Origin of the sequence: Adlercreutzia muris (genome assembly GCF_008831045.1) — a bacterium.
Taxonomy (GTDB): domain Bacteria; phylum Actinomycetota; class Coriobacteriia; order Coriobacteriales; family Eggerthellaceae; genus Adlercreutzia; species Adlercreutzia muris.
Map to the genome: position 1 here is coordinate 22,174 of NZ_WAJS01000026.1, position 19,676 is coordinate 41,849.

Below are 19,676 nucleotides of genomic sequence, written 5' to 3' on the forward strand. Positions count from 1 at the left end.
GATATTGCGCCCCTTGCGCCCTTTCGGTAGAATAGCAACGTTTGAATTTCCAAGGCATTCCCTCGCGATTCGACATTAAACGAACCCCTATCAGACCAGCAACCACGCCTCAAAGGACAAGGATCAGCGACGTGTCAACCACCACAGAACCCCGGCCGTCCATCGGCTGCCTCAAGGTATCCTCGAAGTCTTCCCCGGCCTCCGTGGCCGGAGCCATTGCGGGCATGATCAAGGACGGCTCGTCCGTCGAGATCCAGGCCGTGGGTGCCGGCGCCGTGAACCAGGCGGTGAAGGCCGTGGCCATCTCGCGCGGATTCCTCTCTCCAGTGGGCATCGAGATCTGCTGCATCCCCTCATTCGCCGATATCGTGATCGACGGCGAGTACCGCACCGCCATCCGCTTCTCCGTGGAGCCCCGCGCCGGCTTTGCCGTCATCGCCGCGGCCGACGCAGCCGCGCTATAGCCGGTGGTTGCCATGGGCGTTTCCTTCGAGGGCACTACTTTCTGCATCCACACCTTCGGCTGCCAAATGAACAAGCACGACTCCGAGCGCGTCGCCGGCATGCTCGAGGGGCTGGGCTCGCTGCCCGTCGGCACCATTGAAGAGGCCGATATCGTCGTGTTCATGACCTGCTGCGTGCGCGAGGCCGCCGATACGCGGCTCTACGGCCAGGTCGCATCCATGAAGAACATTCCCGTGCGAGACGGCTCGCCCTACGAGAAGCGCTACATCGCCGTGGGCGGCTGCATCGGTCAGCGCGACGGCGAGAAGCTCGTGAAGCAGCTGCCGCACCTGGACGTCGTCTTCGGCACCCACAACCTGGCCTCGCTGCCGGGGCTGCTCGCCTCGGCCATCGAGAGCGCGGGCCATTCCGTGGAGGTGCTCGAGGGGGGAGCGGAGTTCTCCACCGCCCTGCCCGCCGACCGCGAGCACGCTTGGGCGGCGTGGCTGCCCATCACCGTGGGCTGCAACAACTTCTGCTCCTACTGCATCGTGCCCTACGTGCGCGGCCGTGAGAAGTCTCGCCCCCTGGAGGACATCGCCGAGGAGGCCCGACGCTACGTGGAGGCCGGTGTGAAGGAGATCACCCTGCTCGGGCAGAACGTCAACTCCTACGGGCGCGACCTCTACGGCGAGCCGCGCTTCGACGCGGTGCTCGATGCCCTGGACGATGCGGGCATCGAGCGGTTGCGCTTCGCCACGAGCCACCCGAAGGACCTCACCGACGGCGTCATCGAGCGCTTCGGCACCCTGCGATCCCTCATGCCGGCCCTGCACCTGCCGGTGCAGTCGGGCTCCGACCGCGTCCTCAAAGCCATGAACCGCCGCTATACCCGAAAGCACTACCTCGGGCTCATCGAGAAGCTGCGGGCCGTTGTGCCCGATATCGCCCTGTCCACCGACATCATCGTGGGATTTCCAGGTGAGACCGAAGAGGACTTCATGGACACCTACCGCCTCGTGGAGGAGGTGGGCTACAGCCAGGTGTTCACGTTCATCTACTCGAAGCGCGAGGGCACGCCGGCTGCCTCGATGGAGGACGACACCCCCCGGGAGGTCATCCAGGAGCGCTTCGACCGCTTGGTGGACCTCGTGCAGCGCAAGGCCTTCGAGGCGAACCAGGCCGAGCTTGGCGCCATCGTGCCCGTGCTCATCGAGGGCACCTCCAAGCGCGACGAGGCCGTGCTGGCCGGCAAGAGCCCCAAGAACCAGACGGTGCACGGGCCGGTTCCTGCTGGGCGCACTGCCGACGAGCTGGTCGGCACCATCGTGCCCATGCGCATCGACGAGGCCCGCACCTGGTACCTCTCTGGCACGGTGGTCGATGACTGACGCCGCACTGCCCGTTATCTGCATCGTCGGCCCCACGGCCTCGGGCAAGACCGATGCCGCCCAGCTCGTGGCGGCGGCCATCGACGGGGAAGTGGTGAGCGCCGACTCCATGCAGATCTACCGAGGCATGGATATCGGCACAGGCAAGCTGCCCGCGGCCGAGCGCATCGTGCCCCATCACGGCTTCGACCTCGTCGATCCCGGCGAGCCTTATTCCGCGGCCCTGTTCCAGTCCTTCGCCCGCGATGCCTTCGCGGCCATCGCCGAGCGCGGCAAGAGGGCCGTTCTCTGCGGGGGAACGGGCCTCTACGTGAAGGCGGCCATCGATGCCTACGAATTTCCCGCCGGCGATCAGGTGGGCAATCCTGTGCGCGAGCGGTGGACTGCCTTTGCCGAGCGGGAGGGAGCCCAAGCCCTCTGGGACGAGTTGAACCGCCTCGATCCGGACAGCGCCCGGGAGCTGCACCCGAACAATGTGCGCCGCGTCGTGCGGGCCTTCGAGCTTCTAGCCGAAGGGCGCTCCTACGCCGAGCAGAAGCGCAACCTGGCCTCCATTGAAGCGGCCGTTCCCGCCGTGCAGTTCGGCCTGGCCGTCACCCCGACTGTGCTGAACGAGCGCATCGATGCTCGGGTAGACGCCATGGTCGAGGCCGATCTGGTGGGGGAGGTGCGCGGGCTTTTGGATGCGGGCTTCCGTGAGGGCGTGACGGCGCCCCAGGCCATCGGCTACAAGGAGATCGTCGAGGCTTTGGAGGGACGCTGCACCCTGGACGAGGCCATCGCCGCTATCAAGCAGGCCACGCGTCGCTACGGCAAGCGTCAGCGCACGTGGTTCCGCCGCGACGAGCGCATCCGATGGATCGATGCCGACGCGGGGAACGCCTGGGCCATGGCCGATACGATCCTCGCCCAGTTGGAAACATTGGCCTAGGCCCCTTCTTGCGAAGAAGGGCACCTGTGCTATCATGACAGGGCATTTTCATTCGCGTCTCAGCGATCGGTAGAGAGGGGAGCGTGTTGTCCATGCGCTTTGTCGACTAGCCCATACCCTTGTCGGGCATCTCTCGGCGCCACGGGCGCCTTTTAGTCGCACACTACGCATAAGGAGCACCCCATGACCGAATATCAATCTGTTATCCAAAAGGGCCCCGCGACCATAGCCGAACAGCGCCGGGAGCGGGCCGTCATCGTGGGCGTCGACCGTCCGGGGCTCGAATGGCCCTTGGAATCGTCGTTGGCCGAACTTGATCGCTTGGCCGACACCGCCGGAGCCGACGTGGTGGCCTCCACCACCCAGCGCCTCGATGCCCCGAACCCCCGCACCTTCGTAGGCTCGGGCAAGGCCGTTGAAATCGCCGATCTCGCCCGAAGCTGCGAGGCGGATCTCGTCATCTTCGACGATGAGCTGACCCCCTCTCAGCAGGCGAACCTCGAGAAGATCATGGACAAGTCAGTGAAGGTCATCGATCGCACGGCCCTCATTTTGGACATCTTCGCCCTGCACGCCACCTCCAAGGAAGGTCGCCTCCAGGTGCGGCTCGCCCAGAACCAGTACCTCTATCCGCGCCTACGCGGCATGTGGGCGCACCTGGCCTCGAACCGCATGGGCGGCGGCGTGGGATCCCGCTTCGGCGAGGGCGAGAGCCAGCTGGAAGTGGATCGCCGCATGGTGCGCAAGCGCATCACCTCCATCCGCCGCGAACTGGCCCATCTTTCCGAGGTGCGCTCGCTGCAGCGGGAGAACCGCTACGGCAGCGGTATGTTCAAGGTGTCCCTAGCCGGCTACACCAACGCGGGGAAGAGCTCTCTCATCAACCGGCTCACCGGTGCCGCCGTGCTCAGCTACGATAAGCTCTTCGCCACCTTGGATTCCACGACCCGCAAGTTCGCCCTGCCCGAGGGTCGCGAGGTTACCGTTACCGACACCGTCGGCTTCATCCAGAAGCTGCCCACCACCCTGGTGGAGGCCTTCAGATCGACGCTCGACGAGATCACCGGCGCCGATCTGATCCTCCATGTGATTGATGCCTCCTCTCCGGAGTTCGAGGGGCAGATCGATGCCGTCTGCGAGGTGCTCGATCAGATCGGTGCCGAGTCCATTGCCGCCATCGAGGTGTTCAACAAATGCGACCTGCTCGATGCGGAGACCTTGGCCGGGCTGCGCCGTCGCTTCCCCCACGCTCAGTTCGTCTCGGCTCGCACCGGCGAGGGCATCGACGGCCTCGTGACCGCCCTGGCCACGGCCGCCTCGGCCGCCGATGCCAAGCTCGATGTGGTGATTCCCTACCAGCGCGGCGACTTGGTATCGCTTGCCCACGAGCGGTGCCACATCATATCGGAGTCTCACGAGGCCGACGGCACCCATATCCAAATGCTCGCCGCCCCGGCCTTCGCTGCCGCTTTTCGGGAGTTTTCCGCATAGCGACTGGCTGAAACCGGGCTTGGAGCGTCACCGCCTGCGAAGCACCCCTTTTGCGAGAGGGCCATGGAATCACGTCCATGGCCCTCGCTGCATGCTATCGATTCTGTTGAGCGCGAAACCGCTCGGCACTGCCTCTAGAGACGGCGGAACACGGCCACTACCTTGCCCGCGATAGAGCAATCGCTCACGATAATGGGCTCCATAGAGGAGTTCTCAGGCTGAAGACGGATGTGGTCGGCCTCCTTGTAGAAGCGCTTCACCGTAGCCCCGTCGTCCACAATGGCCACGACGATATCGCCGTTGTTCGCCACGGACTGCTCCTTGACCACGACGTAATCGCCGTCGTTAATGCCGATCTCTACCATGGACTCGCCCCGCACGGACAGCATGAAGGATGCGGCGTCACCCACGATGTCCGTGGGCAGTGTGATGGTGTCGGTGATGTTCTCCTGGGCCAAAATGGGGCAGCCGGCTGCTACATCGCCCACCAGGGGTACGTTGACGAGATTGCTGTAGCTACCCGCCACGCTGACGGCAGGAGAGGGCATGTCGTCGATCGGATAAGTGAGGGCGATGGAGCGGGACTTGAGCGGATCCCGCTTGATATAGCCCTTATCTTCCAGGGCTTTCAGGTGCACGTGAACGGTGGAAGGGGAGGACAGGCCGAGGGTCTGGCATACTTCCCTCACCGTAGGGCCATAGCCCTTCTCCCGTATGCACGCCTCGATGCAGTCAAGAACCGCCTGTTGCCGCCTGGTTACTTTCTGGGTCATGCTGCATCCTTTCTATAAGGCGTACATTTGTTTGAAAAATCTGTTGACATGAACTTTTGTTCGTTCTATTATAACTGCGAACAAAGGTTCTACGCAAGAGGTCAGGAGAGAAAAAATGAGCCGATTTGAATTTCCCATCGCCTTCGCCCTCAGTACCGTCGTCTCCTTCGTTATGCTCTTTGCCTGAGGAAAGCGGCCTTGCGAACCACGCTCGCGCCGCCGAGCGGATGTTCAGAGAGGTGCCGCTGTTGAGCGCAGAACTCGGAAAGCCGCCGACGTATCACGATGGTAGCAAAGTCTTGAAGATGCTGGAAGCAGGCGGTGCTTGGGGTATCATGGGTAACCAACTCATTGTTAGGAGAACCCATGCGCTGTCCTTCCTGCGGATATCCCGAATCGAAAGTCGTCGATTCCCGCTCTGCCGACGAGGGGGCATCTATTCGCCGACGCCGCGAATGCCTGGAATGCGGCACTCGCTTCACCACCTACGAGCGGTTGGCCGAAAACCCCATCCTCGTCATCAAGGCCGACGGCTCATCCGAGGTGTTCAATCGAGAGAAGCTCATGCGCGGCCTGCTCATCGCCTGCGCCAAGCGACCCATCACTCCGGAGAAGATCGACCACCTCATCGCGAGCATCGAGTCGGAGCTGCGCTCCACCCAGCGCACGGAAATCAAGTCGAAGGATCTCGGCGATATGGCCCTCGCGCGACTGGCGAAGCTCGATGATGTGGCCTACATTCGCTTTGCCAGCGTATACAAGGATTTCCAGAGCGTGGAGGAGTTCTCCTCGGCCCTGGGAGAGCTCGGATAGGGGGGTGCGCTATGGATGTGAGCATCACTGTTCTCGATGAGGAGCTGCCTGCGCCCCAGTACGCCCATCCTGGAGATGCGGGACTTGACCTCCGGGCCGCCGTAGCCGGCACATTGAATCCTTTCGAGCGCATGACGGTGCCGTGCGGCTTCGCCATGGCCATTCCCGACGGGTACGCCGGGCTCGTTATTCCGCGCAGCGGTCTTGCATCCCGCCATGGCGTCTCCGTCGTGAACGGACCGGGACTGGTAGATAGCGGCTACCGAGGCGAGATCATGGTTGTACTCGTCAATCTCGATCCCCAGGAGCCGTTTTCCTTCGAGAGGGGCGATCGCATCGCGCAGATGATGATCGTAGCCACCCCTTCGGTTACTTTACATAACACTGATCAGCTTCCCGCCAGTGTCCGCGGAGCCCAGGGCTTCGGCAGCAGCGGCGTCAGCTAGAATCGAGGCCCCATGGATCAATTCCCCCAGAAGCCCGAGGATACCTCGGCACCCAGCGAATCGCCGCAGAGGCCGGAGCCCTCACGCTCAGACGACCCGTCGACCCAGGGGCAGCGGCCCATTCTGCCCTCCGTTGACCCCCAGACCATAGAATCTGGGGGAAGCGCCCAGGCCGCCGTAGCCGACTACGAGCTCAAGTCGGCGCGAACCCTCGCTACCGTGGCCACGGTAGCCGGTCCCATATCCTTCATTATCGGGGGCGTCGCCCTGAGCGCCGTGGCTCTCGTTTGCGCCATCATCGCCTTCGTCAAAATTCGCAGCGTCCTCGATGACGTGGCACCAGCCAAGCGGCCCTATGCCCGAGCGCTCAGGCAAACCGCCCTCATGGGCATCGGCATCGGCGCGGTGGCCCTCATACTCAACGGCGTCAGCGTCGCCATGATGCTGCCCGTACTCATGGAGGCCATGCAGACCGGCGACTACAGCGCCATCCTCGGCGACGCCGCGAGCAGCCTGTCGCCGACGAGCCCCTCTGAGGGCGGCGGCAACGCCTGGGGCTAAAAGCCGCAACGATCTTCCACCCGTCAATCCCTCATTCTCTCTGAAAGGCTGATAATATGGATTATGTAAAGTCGAAATCCTTTACCCTTGCCCATGGAATTCTCGTTCTATTGGTGGCCATCACGATGATCGCGGCTGCCTGCTCGCTCTCAGGTTGCCTGGGCAGCCCGAGCGACGAGGACGCCATCCGCGCGAAGCTCACTTCGGAACTCGACAGCATCAAGAACCTCGACGACTCCTTTGTCGACGAATTCTCCGAGAGCATCAACATGAGCCAGCTGTCGGTCTACGGCATCGACGGCGTGGCCTTCATGAAGTCCTACCTCGACGGCTTCGACTACGCCATCGATTCCATCACCGTGGACGGCGACCGGGCCACCGCGCAGATCACCATCACCTGCAAGAGTTACACGGGCTATCAGGGCGCCCTCCAAAACGCCGTGACCGACATCACTGCGAATCCCGATGAGATCGCTGCCTTATCGAGCGATGAGATCAACCAGCGCATCGGCGAGATCGTCATCGGCTCTCTCGACGGCGTGGAACTGGCGGCCACCGAGCCGGTCACCATCACCTACACCAAGGTGGACGGCCAGTGGGAGCCGGCATCGTCGACATCCGGGGACATCGCGGCAGCGCTCATGACCAACTAGGGCCATCAACCTTATATCTTCACGGAAGGCACCGCGTACCCGGTGCCTTCTTCTATAATAGCCCCACCGCGCATAATCAGCGAACAGGTCCGCCCCGCTGTGCGATCGGCAGACGGCCCGAACAAGAAAGCGAACATGAGTACGAAACAGCATTCCGACGATAGGGGAGCGTTCGCTCCTCTCTCCCCTGCCCTGATCTGGCAGCTTTCCGCCCCCCACACCTGGCCCGCGGCTATCATGCCCGTGCTCATCGCCTGCGCCTGCGCCCTCGCGACCACGGGCGCCGTCTCCCCTGCCATGGCCTGGCTGCTTTTGGTCATCTGCATTCTCATGCAATCATCGGTGAATACGTTCAACGACTACTTCGACTACGTGAAGGGCGCCGACTCGGCCGACGACAACGTGGAGGTCACCGATGCCGTCCTCGTCTACAACCACGTGAACCCGCGCTCAGTGCTCGCCGCAGCCATCGCCCTGCTCACCGCGGCCTTCCTCCTCGGCATCATCGTCATCCTGGAGGCGGGTCTCACCCCGTTGGCCATCGCCCTGGTAGGGGCCGTCATCGTCGTTGCCTACTCGGGGGGCAAAACGCCCCTGTCCTATCTGCCCGTCGGCGAGGCCGTGAGCGGCATCGTCATGGGAGGTCTCATACCCCTGGCCTGCTACCAGGTGCTCACCGGCTCCCTCGACTTCCTCATGCTGCTGTGGGCCGCGCCCACCGTCATCGGGGTGGGGCTCATCATGATGACCAACAACACCTGCGACATCGAGAAGGACATCGAGGCGAACCGCCGCACCCTCCCCGTCCTGCTGGGCCGCCCGCGCGCCCGGACAGCCTATCGCGGTCTCATGGTGCTCTGGATCGCGGCCATTCTCGCCATCGTGCCCATCTGGTTCCCGACGGGCATCGCCGTCCTGCCGTTCCTGCTGCTGGCCGCCTACCCGCTTCTGCGGGCCCTCTGGCTCAACCCCCTCGTTCCCGCCTCGCGCATCGGCGCCATGGGACAGATCGGCAGCGCGAACGTGGCACTGGGCGCCCTCTACGCCGCCGCCCTCCTGTTCTAGGCTCAGCGCCAGGGTATCTGCACCGGATCGGGAAACAGAGTCGGCAGCGCCCCGACGGAGAATTCTCCCAGCAGCTCCTCGGGCATGACGGGATCGGTCGTGGGTGCCAGCCCCGTGATGCCGGCGATGTGCCCGATCACCGCCGCAGGCGTGCCGAAGCGGGCGAGCAGCTCGTCCAAGGCCGCATCGCGATCCCGCTTCGAGAGGCGCCGGCCCCGGTCCCCCGTCACCAACGGCACATGGCCGTAGACGGGATGGGGCAATTCGAGCAGCTCCTGCAGGTACATCTGCTGGGGCGTGGAGCACAGCAGATCGACGCCCCGTACCACCGAGGTCACCCCCTGGGCTCCGTCGTCCACCACCACGGCCAACTGATAGGCGAAGGCCCCGTCGGCGCGGCGCACGAGGAAGTCGCCGCAGTCGCAGGCCAGGTTCTGACGGTAATCCCCCTGCACGAGGTCGCGCAGGCCCAGGACGCGGTCGGGCACCGTGAGCCGCAGAGCCGGCGCGCGCCCGGCGGCCTCGCGCTCGGCCCGCTTTGCAGCCGGCAGGGCGCGGCACGTCCCCGGGTACACCGGCTTCTCGCCGCGATGGGGCGCCGAGGCGGCATGCAGGTCGGCCCGGGTGCAATAGCAGGGGTACAGCAGATCCCGTGCGGCCAGGGTCTCCAGGGCCGCACGGTAGGCCTCGTCCCGATCATGCTGGAAATAGGGACCGCGATCCCAGAAGAGCCCGAGGCGCTCGAAGTCCCGCTGCACGTCGTCGATGAACGCGGGCTTGGAGCGCTCCCGATCGAGATCCTCCACCCGCAGTACCATCTGACCGCCCTGGGACCGCGCCACGAGCCAGGCCACGAGCGCCGCGAAGATGTTCCCCGCGTGCATGCGCCCCGTGGGCGACGGCGCGAAACGGCCGATGACGGGGATAGCGGGAACTTCAGGAGCATCCATGGAAAGGCCCTTGGGCTACTTCGCCCGTCGGTCGTCCACGTGCTTGGCCTTGCCGATGGCCCGCTCGATGCCGCCGGGCTCCACAAGGCGCACCGAAGGTGCCACCAGCAGGGTTGCCTTCAGCTTCTCGGCGATCTTGCGGCGCAAGGCGTCCATGGTCTCGAAGGAATCGGAGAAGGCCTCGGGGCGCAGCTCGGTCTCCACGATGAGGGAGTCCATGCCGTCTTTCGTCTCCACGATGATGTGATAGTGGGGCGTGACCTCCTCGATGCCCGTGAGCACGTCCTCCACCTGGGAGGGAAACACGTTGGTGCCGCGGATGATGAGCATGTCGTCGGAACGGGAGCGCACCTTGTCCATGCGGGCCAGGGTGCGACCGCAGGCGCAGGGCCCGGTGTGCACGGCCGTCAGGTCGTGGGTGCGGTAGCGCAGCACGGGAATACCCTGTTTGCCCAAGGGCGTGAGCACAAGCTCGCCCACCTCGCCCTCTCCCACCGGCTCGCCGGTCTCGGGATCGATGACCTCCCACAGGAAGTGGTCCTCGGCGATGTGCTGCTGGAAGCGCTCGGCCAAGCACTCGCCGGACACCCCCGGCCCCATGACCTCGGTAAGCCCGTAGTTGTCGGTGCACACGATGTGCATGCGCCGCTCGATCTCGGCCTTCAGGCCCGGCGGGCAGGGCTCGCCGCCGAACAGGCCCACGCGCAGGGACGAGGCCTCCCAGTCGTAGCCCATCTTCTCCCCCACCTCGCAGATGTGCATGGCATAGGAGGGCGTGGCCACGAGCACCGTGGTGCCGTAGTCCTCGATCATCTGGATATGGCGCTCCGTGTTGCCGGCACCGGCGGGAATCATGGCGCAGCCGAGCCGCTGCAGGCCGTAGTGCAGGCCAAAGCCACCGGTGAACATGCCGTAGCCGAAGGCCATCTGGGCCACGTCCCCGGGCACCACGCCGGCCATCTGCACGAGTCGGGCGATGCACTCGCTCCACATATCCATGTCGTCGTCGGTGTAGCCCACCACCACGGGTTTGCCCGTAGTGCCCGACGAGGAATGCAGCTCGCGAATCTCGTCCAGGGGCACGGCGAACAAGCCAAAGGGGAAGGTGTCGCGTAGGACGGCCTTATCGGTGAAGGGCAGCTGGCGCACGTCGGCCAGGGTCTGGATGTCGGCGGGCGCCACCCCCATCTCGTCCATCTTCTCCCGGTAGTAGGGTACGCGCTCGTAGGCGTAGGCCACGGTCTCCTTAAGCTTGGCCAGCTGCACCGCCTCGATCTCCTCGCGCGAAGCGCACTCGATCTCGGCCTTGTACACCGGAAGAAGATCGAAGCGACCCGCGGCCGCGGCGGCCAGGGCGCCCCCCTTCTCCCTCACGTCCATGATCGCGGGAACGCTCATCGCTCGATCTCCTTCCCCTGGCGGGCCGCCGAGAAGCGGGCGATGTCCTCCTGGGTAATCATCTCCACCGGCTCGCTCGCCAGAAGCTCCCGGGCCCGGTCGGGATCGGTGGTGGAGAGCACGATGTAGGTGGAGATCATGGAGTAGCTGTACACCACGTTGATGCCGCAGCGGGCGAGCACCCCCATGACCCGGGCCAGCTCGCCGGGCTCGTCTACGAGCTTCAGGCAGAGCACGGGCGCGACGGTGCAGGCGCAGCCGTCCTGCCGCAGCGCCGCCAGGGCCTCCTCGGGCCTGTCCACCACGAAGCGCAGGATGCCGTACTCGCCGGTATCGGAAGCCGAGAACCCGCGCACCGACACGCCGACCTCCTCGAAGCGGTCGAGCACCCGGCCCAAATGGCCGGGTCGGCTGTTGGCAAAGACGCTGATCTGGGACACCGTCATATCACTCACGCCTCCTCTGTGGTATCCATAAAGGCCCGGCCGGCGGCCAGGGCCGCCAAATTCGCCTCCACGGTACGGGCGGGCACGCGCTCGGCCACGGCGCGCTCCCATATCTCGGCCGGGATATCGAGCGTGGCCGAGAGCGCCCCCACGAGCACCACGTTGGCACACTTGGGGTTGCCGGCAGCCCGGGCCAGGGCCTCGGCGGGAACGAGCAGCGCCCCGGCCGCGGCCAGGTCTTCCCGGGCCCGGGGCGGCATGGAGGCGGCACCGGTGAGCACGGGCAGCGGCTTGATGGCCGTATCGTTCACGATGAGCGTGCCCCCCTCGGCGAGCTGGGGCAGGTTGCGCAGGGCCTCGGTGGTCTCGAAGGCCACCACCACGTCGGCGGCGCCCGGATCGGACACCATGGACCGCACAGCGCCGCCCATGCGCACCACCGTGGTCACGGAACCGCCGCGCTGGGCCATGCCGTGGATCTCCGACACCTTCACGTCAAGCCCCGCCGCCAGGCAGGCGGCGGCCAGCAGGTCGGCCGCCAGGATGGTGCCCTGGCCGCCGACGCCGCACAAGAGCACGGTCTTGGTCGTCATCTCCATTATCGCTCCCCTATTCCAAAACGATCGCGTTGAAGCGGCAGTACTGCTCGCACTGGCCGCAGCCGATGCAGAGCCCCGTATCGATGGAGGCCACGCCGCTCTCGTCCCGGGCGATGGCCGGGCAGCCGAGCGTGGCACAGGAGCCGCAAGCCGTGCAGGAGCCGTTCACCCAAAAGGGCCGAGCCGCCTTGCGCTCCAGCAGCACGCAGGGAGAACGGAATACGATGACCGAGATGTCGTCTGCGGCCGTGGCCTCCTTGAGGGCCGCGCGCACCGCGGCGGCGTCGTTGGGGTCCACCGTCCGCACGTCCTCCACGCCGATGGCGGCCACCACGGCCTCGATGTGCAGCTCGCGGCTGGGGCGCCCCTGCAGGGTCACGCCGTTGAAGGGGTTGCCCTGGCGCCCGGTCATGGCCGTGGTGCGGTTGTCGAGCACGCAGACGGTGCCCGCGCCGCAGTTGTACACCGTGGAGATGAGCGAGCTCAGGCCCGAATGGGCGAAGGTGGAATCGCCGATGACCGCCACCACGGGCCGGTGCTCGGTGCCGGCCAGGGCCAGCTCGAAGCCGTGGGCCATGGAGACGGAGGCGCCCATGTCCACCGTGGTATCCATGGCGGCCAGCGGGGGCAGGGCCCCCAGGGTGTAGCAGCCGATGTCCCCGGTAACGATGGCCCGCATGCGGGCGAGCTCCTTGAACACGAGGCGGTGGGGGCAGCCCGGGCACAGCGCCGGCGGCCGGGCCGGCAGTCCCTCCACGGCCGGGGCGTGGGGCAATGCCGCGCCGCCGAAGGCCGCCCGCACCAGACCCGGGGACAGCTCCCCGGCCCGGGGCAGCGGGCAGGGCGGCTCGCTCACCGCGATGCCGCAGGCCCGCACGGCATCGGCCAGATAGGCCGAGCCCTCCTCCACCACGTAGAGGCGCTCGACGGAATCGGCGAAGTCGGCCAGGGCCGCGGCCGGAAGGGGCCAGGTGAGGCCCAGCTTGAAGACGGAGGCCTCTGACAGCCCTTCCACCACATGCTGGTAGGCCGCTCCGGCGCAGACGACGCCGATGTCGCTTCCGCGGCGCACCACCTCGTTGTAGGGGCACTCCTCGGCCCAGGCGCGCAGGGCGTCGATGCGCTCGAGCTGCACAGCACGGCGCGGCTTGGCGAAAGCGGGCATCATGACCCACTTCGCGGGGTTCTTCTCGTAGGGAACGAGGGGGCGCTCCGTGCGCGCGCCGGGCTCCACGGGCGTCTTGGTATGGGAGATGCGCACACTGGAGCGCAGCATCACCGGCACATCGAAGCGCTCGGACAGGTCGAAGGCCTCCCGGGTAAAGCGGAGCGCCTCGGCGGAATCGGCAGGATCCAGGCAGGGCACGGCGGCCGCCTGGGCATAGTAGTGGGAGTCCTGCTCGTTTTGGGAGGAGTACATGCCGGGGTCGTCGGCAGCCAGGATCACCAGGCCGCCCCCCACGCCGGTGTAGGCGGCGGTGAACAGCGGGTCGGCCGCCACGTTCACCCCCACGTGCTTCATGGTAGCGAGCACCCGGGCCCCGGCCGCCGAGGCGCCAACGCCCACCTCCAGGGCCACCTTCTCGTTGACGCACCACTCGGCGTAGACGCCCTCTTTCCGGCCGAAGGCCTCCAGCGTCTCCGTGGAGGGCGTGCCCGGATAGGCCACGCCGATGGCGCAGCCGGCTTCCCAGGCACCTTGGGCGATGGCCTCGTTTCCCGACATCAGTTCCATAGTTCCCCGTCTCTCTCCCAACCAAGGGCCGCAAGCGGCCTAGTTCTCCTCGTATTGCAGGCAGAAAGTGCCGATCTGGATGAAGTCGCCGGGACGCAGGGTGCGCGCCTCCACAGAGTCGTTGTTCACCCACACGCCGTTGAACGAGTTCGCGTCGCGGATGACGTAGCAGGGACCCTCGGGCTCGATGGTGGCGTGCATGCGCGAGACGGTCATGTCGTTCAGGAAGATGGTGCACTGCGGCGCGCGGCCCACGGTAATGGGCTCGCTGCCCAGACCGTAGACCATGCCCACCTTCGGCCCGCGCACCACGGTGAGGGACGCCCGGGTGGGGGCCACATCGCAGGCGAGCACGGCATCGCCCTCCACCGACAGCGGCTTGAAGGCCTGGGTCGCACCGAGGAGCTTGAAGCCGCAGGTGGGGCACACGGCATCATCGGGCGATACCGCATGGGAGCAGACGGGGCACAGTTCGGTCATAGCCGTTCTCCTTCTATTCGCTGGCCCCGGACACCGGGGCCCCTTGCTGGTCGTCGGTCGCCCCGTCGCCGTCGGCCGGGGCCCTATCCTCCTCGCCGGAGGCGATGGCGGCCACGGACTGGTCGGAACGGGTTGGCGCCTTGTCGTAAATGAGCGGGGTCTCGTTCACCACCACGGGCTCGGCCACAAGCTCGGTGCCCCCGAAGCCGGCCCACAGGCGCTCCCACCAGATGGCGATGGCCTGGAAGAAGTCGGGGGCGGCCGCGTCCTCGGCGGCCACGAGATCCTGGGTGGCGATGGGCTGTCCGGCCTGGTAGAAGGTGGCGGTGCCCACTTTATCGCCGGCCCGCACCGAGCCGTTCAAATCGTCGAAGACGAGCTCCTGGCTCACGTTGCCCTCGGGGGCGAACACCTCCACGGCGGCCTTCGGATCGGCGAAGGTGGCGTTCACACGCTTGTCGGTCCAGGCAGTGAAGGGCACCTCGGCGATGAGGGGCACCTCCTCGGCGCGGCCGTCCGCGGTCATGGTCACCGTGCGGTCGCTGTGGGCGAGGCGGTAGCTCACGCGGTTGTCGTAGACCCAGTCGAAGAGGATCTTCGTGTCCTCGAAGCGGGCGGTCTCCGAGGGGCAGCCGAGCACCACGGCGATAAGGTCGCCGCTACCCCGGCTGCAGGCCCCGGCGAAGGAGTTGCCCGCAGCCTCGGTGTAGCCGGTCTTGATGCCGCAGGCGCCCTCGTAGACACCGAGCAGCAGGTCGGAGGACACCAGATCGAGGGTGACCGCCTGGCCGTCGGGCTTGGCCACGGTGATCTGGGCCGTCTGCTGGGCCACAATGGAGCGGAAGGTCTCGTTCTCCATGGCGTAGGCGCACATGAGGGCCACATCGCCGGCCGTGGAGTACATCTCGTTGTCGAACTCGTCGATGTCGAGCCCGTGGGGGTTCGCGAACAGAGAGTGCTCCATGCCCAGCTCGGCGGCCTTGGCGTTCATGGCGTCCACGAAGGCCTCGTTGGCCGACTGGCCGTCCCGGGCAAGCCCCGCCCCCACGGCCTCCGCGATGGCGATGGCGGCATCGTTGCCCGAGGGCACCATGAGCCCGGTGAGGGCCGCCTGGAGGGTGAGCGTGTCGCCGGCCTGGAGGTTCGCCGAGGACTCGCCCACGGCGGCGGCCTCCGGCGATACGGTCACCTTCGTGTCCAGGGGCAATCCGGAATCCAGGGCCACGATGGCCGTCATCACCTTGGTGATGGAGGCGATGTGGGACTGGGTGTCGGCATCGCGGGCGAAGAGCACCGCGCCGTTCTCATCGGTGAGCACGGCATAGGAGGCCGTGATGTTGGGGCAGGCCACGGCCGGCAGTCCCCGCGCCTCCACGGTCTGGCCGAGAATCACATCGGTGCCGCGCACATCGGCGGCGGCCGGCACGGGGGCGGCCAGGGGCAGGGCCAGGGCACCGGCCAGCAGCAGGGCCCCGAGCCAGGAGCGGCGCTTAGTCCTCGTCGACAACATAGACCTCTTCCGGAGCGAGAATCTTGAAGCCCGCGGCGGCCAGGGCCTCCTCGGCCCCCTCCCCCTCGATCTTCAGCACGTCCACGGCAGTGCCGCCGGCCACCGAGAAGCAGTAGCCGTACTCGACGTTCATGGACGCCTCATGGCAGAAGCCCAGAAGCCGGGCCAGGGCACCGGGCTCATCGGCCACGGACACGGCGATGACCGGCGTGATGGAGGCGCGAAATCCCGCCTCGGCGAGCACGGCGGCGGCGCGGTTGGGCCGGTCGCAGAAGATGCGCACGATGCCGAAGTCGGCCGTGTCGGCGATGAAGAGCGCCGCCAGGTTGATGTCGGCGTCGGCCAGGGTGCGGCAAGCCGCGGCCAGGCGCCCCTTCTCGTTGGCGAGAAATACCGTCAGCTGCGAGATCATTAGTGGGTCTCTCCTCTCAGGTCGATGACGCGCTTTGCCTTGCCCTCGGAGCGGGCGATGGTCTTGGGCTCCACGAACTTGATGTCCACGGCCACCTGCAGATTGCCCTTGAGCGCCGCGCCCAAGTGTCCGCGCAGATCCTCCAGGGCGCGCACCTCGTCGATGGGGAAATCGGGCTCGGTCTCCACCTGGAGCTCCACGTGGTCGAGGGGCCCGCGGGAAGTGAGCACGATCTGGTACTGGGTGGCCACCTCGGGGAACTCGGTGATGACCTGCTCGATCTGGGACGGGAACACGTTCACGCCGCGGATGATGAGCATGTCGTCGGTACGGCCCAGGATGCGGCCGATCTTGCGGTGGGTGCGACCGCAGGCACAGGGCTCGGCGCTGATGGAAGTGACGTCGCGGGTGCGGTAGCGGATCATCGGCGAGCACTCGCGGGTGAGCGTCGTGATGACGAGCTCGCCCACTTCCCCGTCGGGCAGCACCTCCAGGGTGTCCGGGTCGATGATCTCGCAGTAGAACTGGTCCTCGGCGATGTGCAGGCCGCCGCGCTCGGCGCATTCCATAGCCACGCCCGGGCCCATGATCTCCGAGAGGCCGTAGACGTCGCAGTACTGCAGCCCCAGCTTGTCGGCGATCTCCTGGCGCATGTTCTCCGAGCAGGGCTCGGCGCCGAAGATGCCGCCGGAGATCTGGAACTCGGTGGCCGGGTCGTAGCCCATCTCGATGGCCGTGTCAGCGATGAGCAGGGCATAGGAGGGGGTGCAGCACAGAATATCGGTCTTGCAGTCCTTGAGCATCTGCACCTGGCGCTTGGTGTTGCCCGAAGAGGTGGGGATGACGGTGCAGCCCATGGCCTCGCCGCCGGCGTGCGCGCCCAAGCCGCCGGTGAACAGACCGTAGCCGTAGGACACCTGGATGGTGGATTCGCGCGAGCCCCCTACCATGGCGATGCCGCGGGCGAAGCAGTCGCCCCAGTTCTCTAGGTCGGCGGCGGTGTGGCCCACCACCGTGGCCTGGCCCGTGGTGCCGGAGGAGGCGTGGATACGGGCCACGTCGCCGTTCTCGCGGGCGAACATGCCGAAGGGGTAGTTGTCGCGCATGTCCTGCTTCACCACGAAGGGAAAGCGCGTAAGATCCTCGAGACTTTCCAGATCGTCGGGGGTCACGCCGGCCGCGTCGAAGCGCTCTCGGTAGAGCGGCACGTTCTCGTAGGCGTTGCGCAGCGACTCCCGCAAACGCTCCAGTTGCAGCGCCTGCAGCTCTGCGCGGGGCATGGTCTCGATTTCCGGCTGAAAGTACACAGCTGTCCTCCTATTCCTCATCATCCGATGGCCCGGGTTGCTCCCCGGCCCCTCCGTCCTCTTCCCCTGCATCCTCTTCCTCGGGCTCGCGCGCGGCGCCGGCCACCACCTCATCCCAGGGGCGGCCCTCCTCGGGCGGCGGCTCGGTGCTCTCGGGCTCGTCGGGCTCGCGCTCGGTGCCCGGAAGATTCGGGCCCTCCACGACCACCTCGTCGACGGGCGCGTAGTTCGAAGCGAAGTCCTCCTGGTGGAGCAGGTTGCCCGAGCGGTCGCGCACCGTGCGGTGCACCGTGACGCGGCGCCCGTCGGCCCCCTTGGTCTTCACGTAGTGGGTGCCCGCCGGCTCGTTCTCGTCGACCTTCGTGCGCTTCTTGAAGGGATCGCCCGCCTCCCAGTCGCCGGTCTCGGCCGTGACCACGTAGCCCGGATCGATGCCGAAGAGGGAGACCGTGAGGGTCGAGTCGGTGTAGCGGGTGCGCACGAGCACGTCGGAGGAGCTGTCGTTCACCCACGCCAGATCCAGATCAGGATACGCGATGGCGGCATCGCGGCCGGTGGGATAGCTGGAAATGTACAGGGAGTGGTTTCGGCGCTCGGTCACGGGGAAGCCGGACTCGAAGACGGCGTTGAACACCGTGGTGGCCACCTGGCAGATACCCCCGCCGATGGCGTCCTCGTACTCGCCGTTCACGATGGCGTTGGCGGCCTGGAAGCCGTTGGCCTCGTTGGCCTCGCCCATGACGTCGTTGAAGGACCACTCTCCGCCGTCGGCGGCCGCGATGGAGTCGGTCAGGCGGTCGGCCGCGTGGTGGATGTTGTGGCGGCGGTTAGCGGTGCCGGGGCCGTCGTTGTACTCGGTGGTGAAGGTGGCGATCTCGCCGATGAGCCCCAGCTCCACGGCCTCGTCGAAAGTGGCTCGCTCAGGGGCTTCCCCCCAGCCGATCTCCACGGCCACCGGACCGGCGACAGGTGCGCCGGTCCGGTCGAATTCCCCGAACAGCGCCTCGCGGGCCGCCGTGAGCGCCTCGGCCACGAGCGGGTAGCGGGAGCCGGCCCCCGTGGACACCCACACCTCCCCGTCGGCCTTCTCGAAGGAGACGGTGACCGCCGAGGCGAAGCCGGCGTCGCGGATGCGGGCCACCAGATCGGCCCGGGCGACCTGCTCGTCGAGCACGGGAGCCAACACGAAGCCGTCGCCGGACGGCCGCACCTCGGTATCCATCCAGGCGCCGAGCTCGGCGCCGGACAGGGTCCAGGACGTACCCTCGAAGGTAAAGGTGGCACCCCCGTCGAGAGCCGCCTGCACGGCGGCGCGGGCACGCTCGGCGGCGGCCTCGTCGATGCGCAGGGGCGCCCAGGCGACCTCGGCCACGAAGGAGACGGCCTCCGGAGCGTCGCCGAGGAAGCCCTCGGTGAGCAGCGCCGTGAAGTGATCGCGGTCGACGATGGTGCCCTCGTGGCCCTCCACGAGGCGCACCTGGCCCTCCTCCACGGCCACGTCCCAATCCTGGCGCGGCTCGCCGATGGTGGCGTCGATGTCGGCGGCGAGAGTCTCCACGGCATCGTCGTCGAAGGCCAGGCGCACGGGCACAGCAGCGCCGTCGACGAGGGCCGACCAACGCTCGGCGATGCCGCCGTCGCGCCCCACGGCGAAGGCCTCGTCTACAAGCTCGCTCACGGGCAGATGCGCCCCCAGGGTGCCGGCCTCGGCCACCCACAGCAGCTTATCGGCCCGGGCCTCCTCCACCGAGAGCTGCTCGGCCTGGGCCTCTTGCTCGGCCAGCTCGGTGCCCACGTCCACAGAGGCCGCGGCCTCCTCGCTCGCGAACACGATGGCCCGCCCGCGGCTGGCGCGATCGCCGTAGGCGCCGCTCACGGCGGCGCGGGCCTCCTCAAGGGTCATGCCGGACACGTCCACCGAGCCGATGGACACACCGGCGTAGATGCGGTTCTCGTTGATGACGCGGTCGGCACCGTAGGCGCCCCCCAGAAGGAGCCCGATGAGCAGCAGCGTGGCCAGAGCCGCGGGCAGCCCGCGCCGGCGACGGCCGCGAATAGTGGAGGGCTGGACGCGGGGCGCGTCGTAGTCGGACGCCCTCTTCTTCCCCCGGCCGTGTCGGCCGCCGTCGGCCGCCGAGGGGCGCTGCGCGGCCGACCGGGACCGGGGCGTGCGATCGGGGCGGCCCGTGGGCCGGGCCGGGACCGCCGGCCGCGAGCCCCGGCCGCCCTCGGCGGCGACGGCGCGATGGGCTCCGATGGAAGACGGGGCGG

The 19,676-nt window shown here is 67.0% G+C and carries 21 protein-coding genes; 9 read left to right on the forward strand and 12 right to left on the reverse strand.

All coding sequences use genetic code 11. From position 1 onward, the window contains the following. Positions 1–131: 131 nt before the first annotated feature. The 4 genes from F8D48_RS08520 to hflX all read left to right on the forward strand — a co-directional run bounded on the left by F8D48_RS08520 (position 132) and on the right by hflX (position 4,257). On the forward strand, positions 132–464 hold the full coding sequence (locus tag F8D48_RS08520; RefSeq protein WP_276490187.1) for a stage V sporulation protein S: 333 nt from the start codon (positions 132–134) through the stop codon (positions 462–464). A 12-nt stretch (positions 465–476) separates the two neighbouring features. Further along, positions 477–1,835 (forward strand): tRNA (N6-isopentenyl adenosine(37)-C2)-methylthiotransferase MiaB, encoded by a 1,359-nt coding sequence (miaB, locus tag F8D48_RS08525; protein WP_151431225.1) that lies wholly within the window; start codon positions 477–479, stop codon positions 1,833–1,835. Next, the gene (miaA, locus tag F8D48_RS08530; RefSeq protein ID WP_151431227.1) at positions 1,828–2,766 is read left to right on the forward strand and encodes a tRNA (adenosine(37)-N6)-dimethylallyltransferase MiaA; all 939 of its coding nucleotides are present in this window, start codon (positions 1,828–1,830) and stop codon (positions 2,764–2,766) included. Before miaB ends, miaA begins: the two co-directional genes overlap by 8 nt. A 183-nt stretch (positions 2,767–2,949) precedes the next feature. Further along, entirely contained in the window at positions 2,950–4,257 is a 1,308-nt protein-coding gene (gene hflX, locus F8D48_RS08535) for a GTPase HflX (RefSeq protein ID WP_151431230.1), read from the forward strand. A 134-nt stretch (positions 4,258–4,391) separates the two neighbouring features. Here the strand turns inward: hflX and lexA are convergent, their stop codons facing one another. Both lexA and F8D48_RS08545 read right to left on the reverse strand, forming a co-directional pair. Next, the gene (lexA, locus tag F8D48_RS08540) at positions 4,392–5,030 is read right to left on the reverse strand and encodes a transcriptional repressor LexA (RefSeq protein WP_135969847.1); all 639 of its coding nucleotides are present in this window, start codon (positions 5,028–5,030) and stop codon (positions 4,392–4,394) included. Between the two features lie 170 nt (positions 5,031–5,200). Beyond that, on the reverse strand, positions 5,201–5,398 hold the full coding sequence (locus tag F8D48_RS08545; protein ID WP_151431232.1) for a hypothetical protein: 198 nt from the start codon (positions 5,396–5,398) through the stop codon (positions 5,201–5,203). On the opposite strand from F8D48_RS08545, the gene nrdR reads away from it, so the two are divergent. The 5 genes from nrdR to F8D48_RS08570 all read left to right on the forward strand — a co-directional run bounded on the left by nrdR (position 5,397) and on the right by F8D48_RS08570 (position 8,568). Further along, positions 5,397–5,843, forward strand: a complete 447-nt coding sequence (nrdR, locus tag F8D48_RS08550) for a transcriptional regulator NrdR (protein ID WP_135969848.1) — start codon at positions 5,397–5,399, stop codon at positions 5,841–5,843. The genes F8D48_RS08545 and nrdR overlap by 2 nt on opposite strands. 11 nt (positions 5,844–5,854) lie before the next feature. Further along, complete coding sequence (dut, locus tag F8D48_RS08555; protein WP_151431234.1) at positions 5,855–6,289, forward strand: dUTP diphosphatase; 435 nt, start codon at positions 5,855–5,857, stop codon at positions 6,287–6,289. 12 nt (positions 6,290–6,301) lie between these two features. After that, a complete protein-coding gene (locus F8D48_RS08560) occupies positions 6,302–6,850 on the forward strand; it encodes a hypothetical protein (protein ID WP_151431236.1) in 549 nt (182 codons plus the stop codon). A gap of 56 nt (positions 6,851–6,906) precedes the next feature. Next, complete coding sequence (locus F8D48_RS08565; RefSeq protein ID WP_151431238.1) at positions 6,907–7,503, forward strand: hypothetical protein; 597 nt, start codon at positions 6,907–6,909, stop codon at positions 7,501–7,503. A gap of 135 nt (positions 7,504–7,638) precedes the next feature. Then, entirely contained in the window at positions 7,639–8,568 is a 930-nt protein-coding gene (locus F8D48_RS08570) for a prenyltransferase (RefSeq protein WP_151431240.1), read from the forward strand. A gap of 2 nt (positions 8,569–8,570) precedes the next feature. On the opposite strand, the gene gluQRS is transcribed toward F8D48_RS08570, so the two are convergent. The 10 genes from gluQRS to F8D48_RS08620 all read right to left on the reverse strand — a co-directional run. Continuing rightward, complete coding sequence (gluQRS, locus tag F8D48_RS08575; protein WP_151431242.1) at positions 8,571–9,518, reverse strand: tRNA glutamyl-Q(34) synthetase GluQRS; 948 nt, start codon at positions 9,516–9,518, stop codon at positions 8,571–8,573. A gap of 15 nt (positions 9,519–9,533) precedes the next feature. Beyond that, on the reverse strand, positions 9,534–10,916 hold the full coding sequence (locus F8D48_RS08580; protein WP_240806291.1) for a phenylacetate--CoA ligase family protein: 1,383 nt from the start codon (positions 10,914–10,916) through the stop codon (positions 9,534–9,536). Beyond that, on the reverse strand, positions 10,913–11,362 hold the full coding sequence (locus F8D48_RS08585; protein WP_151431258.1) for an amino acid-binding protein: 450 nt from the start codon (positions 11,360–11,362) through the stop codon (positions 10,913–10,915). The genes F8D48_RS08580 and F8D48_RS08585 overlap by 4 nt, the downstream gene beginning before the upstream one ends. 5 nt (positions 11,363–11,367) lie before the next feature. Continuing rightward, on the reverse strand, positions 11,368–11,961 hold the full coding sequence (locus tag F8D48_RS08590) for an indolepyruvate oxidoreductase subunit beta (RefSeq protein ID WP_151431244.1): 594 nt from the start codon (positions 11,959–11,961) through the stop codon (positions 11,368–11,370). Positions 11,962–11,971: 10 nt separating this feature from the next. After that, the gene (locus tag F8D48_RS08595; RefSeq protein WP_151431246.1) at positions 11,972–13,696 is read right to left on the reverse strand and encodes a thiamine pyrophosphate-dependent enzyme; all 1,725 of its coding nucleotides are present in this window, start codon (positions 13,694–13,696) and stop codon (positions 11,972–11,974) included. Between the two features lie 39 nt (positions 13,697–13,735). After that, positions 13,736–14,176 (reverse strand): FHA domain-containing protein, encoded by a 441-nt coding sequence (locus F8D48_RS08600; RefSeq protein ID WP_135969856.1) that lies wholly within the window; start codon positions 14,174–14,176, stop codon positions 13,736–13,738. 13 nt (positions 14,177–14,189) lie between these two features. After that, complete coding sequence (locus F8D48_RS08605; protein WP_151431248.1) at positions 14,190–15,686, reverse strand: D-alanyl-D-alanine carboxypeptidase family protein; 1,497 nt, start codon at positions 15,684–15,686, stop codon at positions 14,190–14,192. After that, positions 15,667–16,098, reverse strand: coding sequence for an amino acid-binding protein (locus F8D48_RS08610; RefSeq protein WP_135969858.1), 432 nt, complete (start codon positions 16,096–16,098; stop codon positions 15,667–15,669). Before F8D48_RS08610 ends, F8D48_RS08605 begins: the two co-directional genes overlap by 20 nt. Continuing rightward, positions 16,098–17,405 carry a phenylacetate--CoA ligase family protein gene (locus tag F8D48_RS08615; RefSeq protein ID WP_151431250.1) on the reverse strand — a complete coding sequence of 436 codons (1,308 nt, stop codon included), beginning with the start codon at positions 17,403–17,405 and terminating at the stop codon, positions 16,098–16,100. Before F8D48_RS08615 ends, F8D48_RS08610 begins: the two co-directional genes overlap by 1 nt. A 10-nt stretch (positions 17,406–17,415) precedes the next feature. After that, the coding region (locus tag F8D48_RS08620; RefSeq protein ID WP_151431252.1) for a VanW family protein at positions 17,416–19,676 on the reverse strand (2,261 nt) is incomplete at its 5' end.